This is a genomic window from Streptomyces polyrhachis, assembly GCF_042663125.1.
Taxonomy (GTDB): domain Bacteria; phylum Actinomycetota; class Actinomycetes; order Streptomycetales; family Streptomycetaceae; genus Streptomyces; species Streptomyces polyrhachii.
Genome location: NZ_JBHSZO010000001.1, coordinates 195,583 through 208,013, shown reverse-complemented (window position 1 = coordinate 208,013; position 12,431 = coordinate 195,583). Strand labels below are relative to the sequence as shown.

12 protein-coding genes are annotated in these 12,431 nt (G+C 73.6%); 7 read left to right on the top strand and 5 right to left on the bottom strand.

Features of this window, described 5'->3' with window-relative positions; genetic code table 11:
* Positions 1-17: 17 nt before the first annotated feature.
* The 3 genes from ACFQLX_RS00910 to ACFQLX_RS00900 all read right to left on the bottom strand — a co-directional run bounded on the left by ACFQLX_RS00910 (position 18) and on the right by ACFQLX_RS00900 (position 2,677).
* On the bottom strand, positions 18-1,160 hold the full coding sequence (locus tag ACFQLX_RS00910; RefSeq protein ID WP_386410552.1) for a glycosyltransferase family 4 protein: 1,143 nt from the start codon (positions 1,158-1,160) through the stop codon (positions 18-20).
* 76 nt (positions 1,161-1,236) lie between these two features.
* Positions 1,237-1,854, bottom strand: coding sequence for a hypothetical protein (locus ACFQLX_RS00905; RefSeq protein ID WP_386410549.1), 618 nt, complete (start codon positions 1,852-1,854; stop codon positions 1,237-1,239).
* Positions 1,841-2,677 (bottom strand): alpha/beta hydrolase, encoded by an 837-nt coding sequence (locus tag ACFQLX_RS00900; RefSeq protein ID WP_386410546.1) that lies wholly within the window; start codon positions 2,675-2,677, stop codon positions 1,841-1,843. The genes ACFQLX_RS00905 and ACFQLX_RS00900 overlap by 14 nt, the downstream gene beginning before the upstream one ends.
* Before the next feature lie 173 nt (positions 2,678-2,850).
* Here ACFQLX_RS00900 and ACFQLX_RS00895 point away from each other — a divergent pair, with 173 nt between their 5' ends.
* The 4 genes from ACFQLX_RS00895 (at position 2,851) to ACFQLX_RS00880 (ending at position 6,994) form a co-directional block, all read left to right on the top strand.
* A complete protein-coding gene (locus tag ACFQLX_RS00895; RefSeq protein ID WP_386410677.1) occupies positions 2,851-3,657 on the top strand; it encodes a lysophospholipid acyltransferase family protein in 807 nt (268 codons plus the stop codon).
* A gap of 84 nt (positions 3,658-3,741) precedes the next feature.
* Entirely contained in the window at positions 3,742-4,965 is a 1,224-nt protein-coding gene (gene macS, locus ACFQLX_RS00890) for a MacS family sensor histidine kinase (protein ID WP_386410674.1), read from the top strand.
* A 102-nt stretch (positions 4,966-5,067) separates the two neighbouring features.
* Positions 5,068-5,778, top strand: coding sequence for a response regulator (locus tag ACFQLX_RS00885; protein ID WP_386410543.1), 711 nt, complete (start codon positions 5,068-5,070; stop codon positions 5,776-5,778).
* Between the two features lie 187 nt (positions 5,779-5,965).
* A complete protein-coding gene (locus ACFQLX_RS00880; RefSeq protein WP_386410671.1) occupies positions 5,966-6,994 on the top strand; it encodes a 6-phosphofructokinase in 1,029 nt (342 codons plus the stop codon).
* Positions 6,995-7,048: 54 nt separating this feature from the next.
* Here the strand turns inward: ACFQLX_RS00880 and ACFQLX_RS00875 are convergent, their stop codons facing one another.
* Complete coding sequence (locus ACFQLX_RS00875) at positions 7,049-8,953, bottom strand: anthranilate synthase family protein (RefSeq protein ID WP_386410540.1); 1,905 nt, start codon at positions 8,951-8,953, stop codon at positions 7,049-7,051.
* Positions 8,954-9,380: 427 nt separating this feature from the next.
* Here ACFQLX_RS00875 and ACFQLX_RS00870 point away from each other — a divergent pair, with 427 nt between their 5' ends.
* Both ACFQLX_RS00870 and ACFQLX_RS00865 read left to right on the top strand, forming a co-directional pair.
* Positions 9,381-10,682: a class II 3-deoxy-7-phosphoheptulonate synthase gene (locus tag ACFQLX_RS00870; protein WP_386410669.1), complete on the top strand. Its 1,302-nt coding sequence runs from the start codon at positions 9,381-9,383 to the stop codon at positions 10,680-10,682.
* Positions 10,683-10,792: 110 nt separating this feature from the next.
* Positions 10,793-11,035, top strand: a complete 243-nt coding sequence (locus ACFQLX_RS00865; protein ID WP_386410537.1) for a (2Fe-2S)-binding protein — start codon at positions 10,793-10,795, stop codon at positions 11,033-11,035.
* Positions 11,036-11,074: 39 nt separating this feature from the next.
* On the opposite strand, the gene bfr is transcribed toward ACFQLX_RS00865, so the two are convergent.
* Positions 11,075-11,554, bottom strand: coding sequence for a bacterioferritin (gene bfr / locus ACFQLX_RS00860; RefSeq protein ID WP_386410535.1), 480 nt, complete (start codon positions 11,552-11,554; stop codon positions 11,075-11,077).
* 208 nt (positions 11,555-11,762) lie between these two features.
* Here bfr and ACFQLX_RS00855 point away from each other — a divergent pair, with 208 nt between their 5' ends.
* Positions 11,763-12,377 (top strand): sulfite oxidase-like oxidoreductase, encoded by a 615-nt coding sequence (locus ACFQLX_RS00855; protein WP_386410533.1) that lies wholly within the window; start codon positions 11,763-11,765, stop codon positions 12,375-12,377.
* The last annotated feature ends 54 nt before the right edge of the window (positions 12,378-12,431 follow it).

The following is a 12,431-nucleotide window of genomic DNA, read 5'->3' as shown; positions in this document are numbered from 1 at the left end:
CCAACTTCGTACAGGACCTAGAGCAGTTGCTCCAGCCTCCCGGCCAGCAGGTCCCACCGCCACTTCTCCTCGACCCACTCCCGGCCCCGGGCGCCCATCCGCTCCCGCAGGTCCGCGTCCCCCAGCAGCTCGACCACCCGCTCGGCCACCGCCGCCGGGGAGCCGCCCGGCACGACGTAGCCCGTCTCCCCGTGCAGCACCGCGTCCGGCGCGCCGCCGGAGTCGCCGGCGATCACCGGCAGGCCGGTGGCCGAGGCCTCCAGGTACACGATGCCCAGGCCCTCGACGTCCAGGCCGCCCCGCCGGGTGCGGCACGGCATCGCGAAGACGTCGCCCGCCCCGTAGTGCGCGGGCAGCTCCTCCCAGGCCACCGGGCCCGTGAAGCGCACCGAGTCCGCGACGCCGCAGGTGGCGGCCAGCTTCTCCAGCTCCGCGCGGTACGGGCCGCCGCCCACGACGAGCAGCACCGCCTCCGGCACCGCGCGCAGCACCTGCGCCCAGCCGCGGATGAGGGTGTCCTGCCCCTTGCGCGGGACGAGCCGCGAGACGCAGACGACGACGGGGCGGTCGCTGAGGCCGAGCCGCTCGCGTACCGCCGCACCGCCCGAGCCCGGGTGGAAGGTCTTCTCGTCGACGCCCGGCGGCAGTTGGACCATCCGCGCCGCCGCCCCGGGCGTCAGGGCGCCGGCGATCCGCGCGCGGGTGTACCCGCCGAGGTACGTCAGGGTGTCCGTACCCTCACCGATCCGCCGCAGCAGCCGCCGCGCGACCGGAAGCTGCGCCCAGCCGGCCTCGTGGCCGTGCGTGGTGGCGACGATCCGCCCGGCGCCGGCCCGCCGCAGCGCGGGCGCCATCAGCCCCAGCGGGGCGGCGGCGCCGAACCACACCGAGGAGCAGCCGTGCTCGCGCAGCAGCGCGACGGCGCGCCGGGTGGTGCGGGGGGTGGGCAGCAGCATCGTCGTACGGTCGCGGACGACGGGGTAGGGCTGCTCGGCGTCGAAGCGGGCCGTCGCCGCGCGGCCCTCGGCGCTGCGGTTCCAGGTGGAGGCGTACACGACGACCTGGCCGGGGTCGAGCCGCAGGGCCATGCTGTGCAGGAACGCCTGGATGCCGCCGGGGCGCGGGGGGAAGTCGTTCGTGACGATCAGGGTCTTGTGCATCGGACGAGACAGTACCCACCCGGGCGGGCGCGGCAGAAGCAGGGGAGGGGAGCGCCGCACCGCCGTACGGCCCCGCTCACACCACCGCGCCGCCCCCGGGCAGCTCGTCGTCGTCCTCGTCGCCGGGCCGCATCCGCATCACCAGCGTCGCGAACCCGCCGAAGAACCCGCCGAGGCCCACCAGCGCCGACCACCAGGTGATCGGCTCCTGGGCCACCACCAGCACAATCAGCAGCAGCGGCCCCCCGAGCACGCCGAGCCAGGCGAACCGCGTGGTGGTGTCGGCCTGCGGCAGCGGCGGCGGCTCCGGCGGTACGAAGTGACCCTCGTCGGAGCTGTCGAGGTCCCCCTCCGACGGCTTGGCGAGGTCCCAGTCGCGCGGGCCCTTGTTCGTGAAGGAGTCCGCGAAGGGGTCGGCGGAGGCGTCGCCCGCTGTCTCGGCCGGGGCGTCGACCGAGCCGCCGGCCGGGAAGACGGTGATGCTGCGGACGGTGTCGGGGGAGCCGGCGGGGGGCTCGACGGGGGCCGCCTGCGGCTCCTCCCCGTAGGCGGCGACGATCTGCGCCCAGGCCGCCTCCTCGTCCAGCGGCGCCGCCGCCGACGGCGCTCCGGGGTCGTCGGCGGCCTTCGCGGTCTCGGCGGGCGGCCCCTCCGGAACCTCCTCGGGCTCCCCGGCCGGATTACGCTCCGTCACGCGCGACTCCCCTCGTCTCGCCCTCGTCCGTGCTCTCCACCTCGACGACCTCGGCGACCTCGGCGGGCACGTCCGCGAGCCCGCTCAGCCGCGCCACGAACGCGTAGCTCTCCTCGAAGACCAGCTCCGCGTCGTGGTCCAGCGTGGCCACGTGGTAGCTGCGCTCCAGCACCGTCTCCGTCACGTCCACCGACGACACCCGGCCCAGCACCCGCACCGAGTCCACCGGCTCCACCACGTGGTCGACCCGGCTGTGCAGCACCAGCAGCGGCTGCGTCACCTGCGGCAGCTCCGTGTCCACCCGGGCGAGGAACTGCCGGAAGGAGTGCACCGCGTGCAGCGGCACCCGGTCGTAACCGATCTCGTGCGCGCCCTCCTTGGCGATGTCGTCCGCGACGCCCGGCAGGCTCGGCACGAGATACCGCACGACCGGAAGCAGCCGGGGCAGGAAGCCGTGGAGCCGGTTCGCCGGGTTGACGACGACCACGCCGCTGATGTCGTCGCCGTGCTGGGCGGCCAGCCGCAGCGCCAGGGTGCCGCCCATCGACAGGCCGAAGACGAACACCCGCGAGCAGCTCTCGCGCAGCGTCCGCAGCTCCTGCTCGACCGTGGCGTACCAGTCGCGCCAGGTGGTGAGCTGCATGTCCTGCCAGCGGGTGCCGTGCCCCGGCAGCAGCGGTACGGACACGGTGAGCCCGCGCTCCGCCAGGTACTCCGCCCAGGGGCGCATGCTCTGCGGACTGCCCGTGAAGCCGTGGCACAGCAGGACGCCGACCTCGCCGCCTGTACGGCGGTAGGGCTCGGCACCGGGGAGAAGTGTCACCGCGGACTCCGTCTCGACTCGGGGGCGGAACAGGAAGTGACCACAAGCGCTGACGCCCCCGGCCCGGTGGGAACAGGGCGATGGGGCGACGGGCGTACTCCACAGTACCGCCGGGGCCGAGTCCGCGGCGGGGCAGGCTAAGGTCTCCTCGTCAGGCTAGGGAGGTCTTGAGGGTGTTGTACGGCGCGACGAAGCTGACCATCGGCAACGGGCTCAAATACGCGTTCCGCCCGTGGGTCGAGGGTCTGGAGAACATCCCGGCCGACGGCCCGGCGATCCTGGCCAGCAACCACCTCTCCTTCTCGGACTCCTTCTTCCTGCCCGCGATGCTGGACCGCAAGGTCACCTTCATCGCGAAGGCCGAGTACTTCACCGGCTCCGGGCTGAAGGGCAAGCTCACCGCCGCCTTCTTCAAAGGCGTCGGCCAGCTCCCCGTGGACCGCTCCGGTGCCCGCGGCGCCGGTGAGGCGGCGATCAAGGCGGGCCTGGAAGTGCTGGCGAACGGCGAGCTGTTCGGCATCTACCCCGAGGGCACCCGCTCCCCGGACGGGCGCCTCTACCGGGGCAAGCCCGGCGGCCTGGCCCGCGTCGCCCTGGGCTCCGGCGCCCCGGTCCTCCCGGTCGCGATGATCGACACCGAGAAGATCCAGCCCCCGGGCAAGCTCGTGCCCAAGCTGATGCGCCCCGGCATCCGGATCGGCAAGCCGCTGGACTTCAGCCGCTACCAGGGCATGGAGGGCGACCGCTTCGTGCTGCGCTCGATCACCGACGAGGTGATGTACGAGATCATGAAGCTCTCCGGCCAGGAGTACGTCGACATGTACGCCGCGGCGGCCAAGCGCCAGCTCGTGGACGCGGCGAAGGCAGCGGCCGAGGAGGCCGCCGGGACTGCCGGGACTGCCGGGGCCGTTGAGGCCGCCGGGGTCGCCGGGGTCGAGGAGAAGCAGCCGGCCGGCGGCGATGTCAGAGACGCCGCATAGGGTGTGCCCACAGCGTTGGCGGGGGGCCGGCGCGCGCTGCGTACAGGGGGAGTGATGGCAGCGGCAGGGAGAACGCCCGTGCGGATGTCGGTCGAGCAGCCGCTGTGGACGGCGCTGACCTGGTTCCGGGTCCTGACGCTGGGCTACGCGCTGATCGGCTGGTCCCTGCGGGCCGGCGACGCGGCCCGGCCCTGGCTCGGCTGGGCGTTCATGGCCGCGCTCACGGTCTGGACGGTGGCCACCTTCCGCCGCGTCAGCTCCGCCGAGCGCTGCACCTTCCGCTTCCTGGCCGCCGACATAGGGATGGCGCTCACCGGCATCCTGCTGACGATGGCGGTCGAGACGCCCGCGGAGATCAAGGACGGCGCGGCGACGCTCCCGTCGATCTGGACGGCCGGCGCGGTGCTGGGCTTCGCGATCAAGGGCGGCTGGCGCTGGGGGGCCGCGGCGTCCACGACGGTCGGGGTCTCCAACATCATCGAGCGCGGCGCCGTCGTGCAGGGGAACGTCCACAACATCGTGCTGCTGATGGTCGCCGCCACGGCCATCGGCTACATCGTCGAGGTCGCCCGCGCCTCCGAGCGCACGCTGGCCCGCGCCCTGCAGATCGAGGCGGCCACCCGCGAGCGCGAGCGGCTGGCCCGCGACATCCACGACGGCGTGCTGCAGGTGCTGAGCATGGTGCAGCGGCGCGGGGCGGCGATCGGCGGCGAGGCGGCGGAGCTGGGCGCGCTGGCGGGCGAGCAGGAGATCGCGCTGCGCACGCTGGTCACCGGCGGCGGGTCCGGCGCGGACGACGAGGCGTACGGGGTCCAGGGGGCCCGCGCCGCCCGGGGGGCCCGGCTGCGACTGCGCTCCGGACGGCGCTCCCAGCGGCGCGGCGGGCCGCCCGACGCGCCGGCGGGCCCGGAGCGGGCCGGCGGCCCGGTCGACCTGCGCCCGCTGCTGGCGCCGTACGCGGGGACGCGCGTCTCCTACGCGGAGCCCGGCACCCCGGTGCTGCTGCCGCGCCGCAGCGCGCAGGAGCTGGCGGCGGCGGTGGGCGCCGCCCTGGACAACGTCGAGCAGCACGCGGGCCCCGGAGCGCGGGCGTGGATCCTGCTGGAGGACGAGCCGGACGCGGTCGTGGTGACCGTGCGCGACGACGGCCCCGGCATCCCGGCGGGCCGCCTCGCGGCGGCGCGGGGCGAGGGGCGCCTCGGCGTCGCCCAGTCGATCCTCGGCCGGATACGCGACATCGGCGGGACGGTGGAGATCATCTCGCCGCCGGGCCAGGGCACGGAAGTGGAGCTGCGGGCGCCGAGGTGACCGGACGCCGGGAGTGAGCGGTCGAAGGTCTGAACGAGCGCCGCTCTCCGAGCGGTTGGCGCCGACCCGGTAGCCTCTGCCTGCGACGACGAGGGAGCGAAGATGCCGAGCGAGAGCACCGACCAGGCCGGGCGCCAGCCCGGCGCCGTGCGGGTGATGGTCGTGGACGACCACCCCATGTGGCGGGACGCCGTGGCCCGCGACCTCGCGGAGGCCGGCTTCGAGGTCGTCGCCACCGCCGGCGACGGCCCGCAGGCGGTGCGCCGCGCCCAGGCCGTCACACCGGACGTGCTGGTGCTCGACCTCAACCTGCCGGGCATGCCCGGCGTGCAGGTCTGCCGCGAGACGCTGGCCGCGCAGCCCGGGCTGCACGTGCTGGTGCTCTCCGCGAGCGGTGAGCACGCGGACGTACTGGAGGCGGTGAAGTCCGGGGCGACGGGCTATCTGGTGAAGTCCGCCAGCACCGCCGAGCTGGTCGACGCCGTGCGCCGCACGGCCCGCGGCGACGCCGTCTTCACGCCCGGTCTGGCCGGCCTCGTCCTGGGCGAGTACCGCCGCCTGGCCACCGAGCCGGCGTCCCCCTCCTCCGGCGGCTCCGGCGGCCCCGCCGCGCCGCAGCTGACGGAGCGCGAGACGGAGGTCCTGCGCCTGGTGGCCAAGGGCCTGTCGTACAAGCAGATCGCCGAGCGGCTGGTCATCTCGCACCGCACCGTGCAGAACCACGTGCAGAACACCCTCGGCAAACTCCAGCTGCACAACCGCGTGGAGCTGGTCCGCTACGCCATAGAGCGCGGCCTGGACGACGCGGACTGAGCCGGACTGAGCCGGACTGAGCCTGATCGGGACGGGCCCGGACCCGGCCGCGGCTGACCGGATCCGCCCGCCCGCGGTCAACTCCCGCCGTCCACAACACAATCAGTGCCCCGCCACATCCCCTGTGACGTGCGTCACCGTTAGCGTGGTGCCGTACGACGTCCGCCCGGCGGAAGGGATGCGCGCGATGCGGGTAGGAGTGCTGACCGGCGGCGGGGACTGCCCCGGCCTCAACGCGGTGATCCGCGCCATCGTCCGCAAGGGCGTGCAGAGTTACGGCTACGGGTTCACCGGCTTCCGCGACGGCTGGCGCGGCCCCCTGGAGGGCTACTCCATGCCGCTGGACGTCCCGTCGGTCCGCGGCATCCTGCCGCGCGGCGGCACGATCCTGGGCTCCTCGCGGACCAACCCGCTCACACTCGACGGCGGAGTACGGCGGATCAGGGAGAACCTCGCCAAGGACGAGATCGACGCGCTCATCGCGATCGGCGGCGAGGACACCCTGGGTGTCGCCTCCCGGCTGTGGGGCGAGTACGGGATCAGGTGCGTCGGCGTCCCGAAGACCATCGACAACGACCTCTCCGCCACGGACTACACCTTCGGCTTCGACACGGCCGTCAACATCGCCACCGAGGCCATCGACCGCCTCCACACCACCGCCGAGTCCCACATGCGCGTCCTGGTGGTGGAGGTGATGGGCCGCCACGCCGGCTGGATCGCCCTGCACTCCGGCCTCGCGGGCGGCGCCAACGTCATCCTCATCCCCGAGCAGCGCTTCGACACGGCGCAGGTCTGCGCCTGGGTCGAGTCCCGCTTCCAGGTGCGCTACGCCCCCATCGTCGTCGTCGCCGAGGGCGCCGTGCCCCGCGACGGCGAGCTGGTGCTCAAGGACGGCTCGCGCGACGCCTTCGGCCATGTGCGGCTCTCCGGCGTCGGCGAGTGGCTGGCCAAGGAGATCGAGCGGCGCACCGGCAAGGAGGCCCGTACCACCGTCCTGGGCCACATCCAGCGCGGCGGCACCCCCTCGGCCTTCGACCGCTGGCTCGCCACCCGCTTCGGCCTGCACGCCGTCGACGCGGTGCGCGACGGCGACTGGGGCACGATGGTCGCCCTGCGCGGGACGGACATCGTGCGGGTGCCGCTGGACACGGCGACGGCGAAACTGAAGACGGTGAGCCCGGCGGAGTACGCGGAAGCAGAGGTCCTCTTCGGTTGAGGGCGGCCGGGCCGGCACGGGCCGGCACCGTACAGGTACCGGCCCGCCGCCCCCTCACCCCACCAGCACCGCCGCCAGCAGTTCCCGTACGAGGGTCGCGCCGTCCAGGGTCAGGACCGACTCCGGGTGGAACTGGACCGACGCGAAACGTTCGCCCCGCAGTGCGTGGACGTCGCCCGTGGCCGGGTCGCGGGCGACCTCCACCCCGTGCAGTGCCAGCTCCGCCTGCGTGGCCTCGTCGCAGCGCGCGGTGAAGGTGTTGTAGAAGCCGACCGTCTCCCGGCGGCCGAAGAAGTCGATGTGCTCCTGCGCCCCCTGGAACGGCACGTCCTTGCGCACGATCGGCAACCCCAGCTCCGCGGCGATGAGTTCGTGCCCCAGGCAGACCCCCAGCAGCCCGTGCCGGTGCTCGCGCAGCAGCCGCTCGGCCAGCGCGCGCAGCCGCCGCAGCCGCGGGTCGCCCGCGTCCCCCGGGTCGCCCGGACCCGGCCCCAGCACCACCGGCCCCTCGTGCAGCCCCACCAGAGCGGCCAGCTCCGGGGTGTCGTGCCGCAGCACCGACACCGCGTGCCCGCCCGCCCGCAGCACGTGCGCCAGCATCGCCGTGAAGGTGTCCTCCGCGTCCACGATCAGCACCTGCTGCCCCGCGCTCGCGGGCGCCGGCTGCTGCAGCCGCAGCCAGAAGGGCGCCAGATCCGTGCGCCGCGCCGCCAGCGCCGCCTGCACCTCGGGGTCCGCCGCGAGCCGGGGCCGCCCGGCGGGCACCGGCGCCGCCCCCGGCCGTACGCCCAGCGCGGCCAGCACCCCCGCCGCCTTGGCGTGCGTCTCGGCCACCTCGCCGGCCGGGTCCGAGCCGCGTACCAGCGTGGCGCCGACGGGCACCCGCAGCGCCCCGTCCGCCGCGATGTCGGCGGTGCGCAGCAGGATCGGGGAGTCGAGGGTCTGCCCGCCGGCGGCGTCCCGGCCGATCAGGGCGAGCGCCCCCGCGTAGTAGCCCCGGCCGTCGGCCTCGTAGCGCTCGATCACCCGGCAGGCGTTCTGCACGGGGGAGCCGGTGACCGTCGCGGCGAACATCGTCTCGCGCAGCACCTCGCGCACGTCCAGGGAGGTCCGGCCGCGCAACTCGTACTCGGTGTGCGCGAGATGGGCCATCTCCTTCAGCCGCGGCCCGACCACCGCGCCGCCCAGGTCGCCGACGGCGCACATCATCTTCAGCTCCTCGTCCACGACCATGGACAGCTCCTCGACCTCCTTGCGGTCGTGCAGGAAGGCCAGCAGCCCGGCCCGGTCGGGGCCGCCCGCGGGGTAGCGGTAGGTGCCGCTGATCGGGTTCATCACGACCGTCCCGCCCGCCAGCCGCACGTGCACCTCGGGGCTGGCGCCGACCAGGGTGCGCACCCCGGGCTGGTGCACCACGAAGGTCCAGTACGCGCCCTGCTCGCCGGTGAGCAGCCGCCGGAAGAGCGCCAGCGCGTCCGCCGCCCCGTAGCCGGCGATCCGGCCCCGGTAGGTGCGGCGGATGACGAAGTTGGCGCCCTCCCCGGCCCCGATCTCGTCCGCCAGGACCCGCCGCACGACCTCCTCGTAGGCGGCGTCGGGGACGTCGAAGCCCCCGTCGTCCACCGCCACCGCGTGGTCGGGCAGTGCGTCGAGCAGCTCGTCGAGCGGGACCTCGCAGGACTCCAGCGGCCGCAGCACGGCCAGCGGCGTCCCGTCGTCGCGCACGTCGAAGCCGCGCTCGCGGATCTGCCGGCACGGGACGAGGACCAGCGCGTCGGTGGCGGCGCTCCCCGTGGCGCCCCGCGGAAGCCCGATGCCGGCGAGTGCGGTGGCCTCCTCGACCGGACCGGTCAGCACCTCCACCGTGCCCCGCGGCCGGGCGGGGGTGCGGCGGTGGAGGAGGGCGAAGGGGTGGGCGTCGGGGGCGGTGAGGCGGCTGAGCAGGGCGTCGAGGTCCATGGGGTGCTTCCTTCCGGCTGCTGGGGAGCTACGGGAACGCAGCGGGCAGCGGGGGAGGGACGGCCCCGGAAACGCCGAAGGCCGCCCTCGGGCGGCCAGTGCGTCGTGTGTGCGCGGTCTATGTCTGCGCACACGTCGGCGGGGCCACCGGGAAACGGGGCCACCACCAGGAGAACGTGGACGTCTGCGCGAACATGGCCGCCACCGTAGCGCACCGCGCCCCGCGCGTCAGGCGCATCGCCCGCGAACCCCCGCCCCACCCGCCCCCGGCCACGCCCCCGGCAACCGTGGACCATCCGTCTCAGGGAATGGGCGCCACCGGGAGGGAAGGGGACGAACCCGTACCCTTGGGCGGGTGAACGCCAACTCCCAGCTCGAGACGACCCCCGACGACAAGGCAGCCCCCGGGGCGCCCTCCTGGCGCGACCTGCCCGCGGCCCAGCAGCCCGAGTGGCCCGACGCCCAGGCCCTGCGCGACGTGATCGCCGAGCTGGAGTCCTATCCGCCCCTCGTCTTCGCCGGCGAGTGCGACCAGCTGCGCGACCGGATGGCCGCCGTCGCCCGGGGCGAGGCGTTCCTGCTGCAGGGCGGCGACTGCGCCGAGGCGTTCTCGGGGGTCTCCGCCGAGCAGATCCGCAACAAGCTCAAGACGATGCTGCAGATGAGCGCCGTGCTGACGTACGCCGGCTCGGTGCCGGTGGTGAAGGTCGGCCGGATCGCCGGGCAGTACTCCAAGCCGCGCTCCAAGCCCACCGAGACCCGCGACGGCGTCACCCTCCCGGTCTACCGGGGCGACTCCGTCAACGGCTTCGACTTCACCCCCGAGTCCCGGCTGCCCGACCCGCGCCGGCTGGCCCGGATGTACCAGGCCTCGGCCTCCACGCTGAACCTGGTCCGCGCCTTCACCACCGGCGGCTACGCCGACCTGCGCCAGGTCCACGCCTGGAACCAGGACTTCGTGCGCTCCTCGCCCTCCGGCCAGCGCTACGAGGCCCTCGCCCGCGAGATCGACCGGGCGATGAGCTTCATGAACGCCTGCGGGGTCGACCCCGAGCAGTTCAGGACGGTCGAGTTCTTCTCCTCGCACGAGGGCCTGGTCCTGGACTACGAGTCGGCGATGACCCGGGTGGACTCCCGTACCGGCGAGCTGTACGACGTGTCGGGGCACATGATCTGGATCGGCGAGCGCACCCGCCAACTCGACCACGCGCACATCGAGTTCGCCTCGCGCATCCGCAACCCGATCGGGGTCAAGCTCGGCCCGGCCACCACGGCCGAGGAGGCGCTGGCGCTCGTCGACCGCCTCGACCCCGACCGCACCCCGGGCCGGCTGACGTTCATCACGCGGATGGGCGCCGACAAGGTCCGCGACCGGCTCCCCACGCTGATCGAGAAGGTCACCGCGCAGGGCGCCGAGGTGGCCTGGGTCTGCGACCCCATGCACGGCAACACCTTCGAGGCGGCCTCCGGCCACAAGACGCGCCGCTTCGACGACGTGCTGGACGAGGTCAAGGGCTTCTTCGAGGTCCACAAGGAGCTGGGCACGCACCCGGGCGGCATCCACGTCGAGCTGACCGGCGACGACGTCACCGAGTGCGTGGGCGGCGGCGACGAGATCTTCGTCGACGACCTCCACCAGCGCTACGAGACCGCCTGCGACCCGCGCCTCAACCGCTCGCAGTCGCTGGACCTCGCGTTCCTGGTCGCGGAGATGTACCGCGACCAGTGAGGGGCGCCGGTGACGGGCGGGCGCCGGGGTGAGACCCGGCTCACGCTTTTGGGACGCTCCCGGGCCGGGTAAGGTTAGGGTTACCTAAAACCTTCGGTCCGGGAGCGTCCATGTTCGTGTGCTCGTGCTTCGGCATCACCGAGGAGCAGGTGCACGCGCATGCCGCCGAGGGGCGCTGCACGCCGCGCGCCATCGCCTCCGCCTCCAAGGCGGGTACGGACTGCGGTTCGTGCGTCCGCCGGATCCAGGCCCTGCTGGGCCGCGGCCAGGGCTGCCCCCGCGGCGACCTGATCGCGGCGAAGGCGCCCGGGGCGCTGGAGCCACGGCCGGCGGCGCTGGCCGACGCGGCGTAACGGGGTCCTGGACGGCCCTGACCGCGCGCCGGCCGCGGCTCAGCTGTCCGGCTGCTGGATCTGCTGCGCGATGTAGAGGTCCTCGCCGATCTTCGCGATGATCTCCAGCTGCGTCTCGAGGTAGTCGATGTGGTGCTCCTCGCTCGCGAGGATCTCCTCGAAGATGTTCGCCGAGGTCGCGTCGCCCTTCGCCCGCATCACCTCGATGCCCCGCTGCAGCCGGTCGATCGCCTCGACCTCGATCTGCCGGTCCGCCTCGAACATCTCCGTCAGCGTCTGCCCCACCCGTACGTGGAACAGCCGCTGGTAGTTGGGCAGTCCGTCCAGGAAGAGGATGCGCTCGGTCAGGATCTCGGCGTGCTTCATCTCGTCGATGGACTCGGCACGCGTGTACTTGGCCAGCTTCACCCAGCCCTTGTGGGCCTGGATCGCCCCATGGAGCCAGTACTGGTTGATGGCGGTCAGCTCCGCCGTCAGCTGCTCGTTCAGGAACTCGATGATCTCGGGGTCGCCCTGCATGGCGCGTGGTCCTTCCGTGTACCGACGGATGCGTGGGGGGACGCGTGGGGGAGTGCCCTCACCGGGCACCCCGCTCGCGACGCGCTGCGCATCCTCGCACCCGGCGCCGGTGGAATCCAGTAAGTGCATGCTTACTGTGAGTTGCCAGCGGGTGCTTTGCCGCGATCCCCGGTCATGACCATCCGCAGCGGTCTGACACCATTGGGTCATGGGTCAGCTCGAAAGCCGTGCGGGGGAGCTTCCCCCGGGGCAGCGCCTGCAGCGGGGCTGGCCGGTGACGCACTACGGTCCGGTGCCCCGCTTCAGGCCGGAGCGCTGGGAGTTCGCGGTCTTCGGTGCGACGGCGGACGGCGCCAAACACGCCTGGAACCACGAGGAGTTCTCCGCCCTGCCGTACGAGGCGGTGGTCGCGGACCTGCACTGCGTGACGAAGTTCAGCATGCTGGGCGCGGAGTGGGGCGGCGTGTGCGCCCGTACGGTGGCGGAGCTGGTGCCCCCCGCGCCCGACGTCACCCATGTGATGGTCTGGGCCGAGTACGGCTTCTCCTCCAACCTGCGGATCGAGGACTTCCTCGCCGGGGACACGATCTTCGCCACGCACAAGGACGGCGAACTCCTCACCGCCGAACACGGCTTCCCCGTACGGCTGGTGGTGCCGCGGCTGTACGCCTGGAAGGGCCCCAAGTGGGTGCGCGGCGTGGAGTACATGACGGCGGACCGCCGCGGCTTCTGGGAGGAGCGCGGCTACCACAACGTCGGCGATCCCTGGCGCGAGCAGCGCTACTCGTACCAGGAATCGCCGGGCGACGGACCCGAACTGTAGGTCTGAGGTGGACGGCCGGGGCTGCGGGGCCCCGTGGGGGAGTGCTGCCCGCCC

Bases quoted from the DNA above. Each gene is read 5' to 3' on its own strand.
- ACFQLX_RS00910 (WP_386410552.1), bottom strand. From the start codon at position 1,160: ATGCACAAGACCCTGATCGTCACGAACGACTTCCCCCCGCGCCCCGGC.
- macS (WP_386410674.1), top strand. From the start codon at position 3,742: ATGTCGGTCGAGCAGCCGCTGTGGACGGCGCTGACCTGGTTCCGGGTC.
- ACFQLX_RS00885 (WP_386410543.1), top strand. From the start codon at position 5,068: ATGCCGAGCGAGAGCACCGACCAGGCCGGGCGCCAGCCCGGCGCCGTG.
- ACFQLX_RS00880 (WP_386410671.1), top strand. From the start codon at position 5,966: ATGCGGGTAGGAGTGCTGACCGGCGGCGGGGACTGCCCCGGCCTCAAC.
- ACFQLX_RS00875 (WP_386410540.1), bottom strand. From the start codon at position 8,953: ATGGACCTCGACGCCCTGCTCAGCCGCCTCACCGCCCCCGACGCCCAC.
- ACFQLX_RS00865 (WP_386410537.1), top strand. From the start codon at position 10,793: ATGTTCGTGTGCTCGTGCTTCGGCATCACCGAGGAGCAGGTGCACGCG.
- bfr (WP_386410535.1), bottom strand. From the start codon at position 11,554: ATGCAGGGCGACCCCGAGATCATCGAGTTCCTGAACGAGCAGCTGACG.
- ACFQLX_RS00855 (WP_386410533.1), top strand. From the start codon at position 11,763: ATGGGTCAGCTCGAAAGCCGTGCGGGGGAGCTTCCCCCGGGGCAGCGC.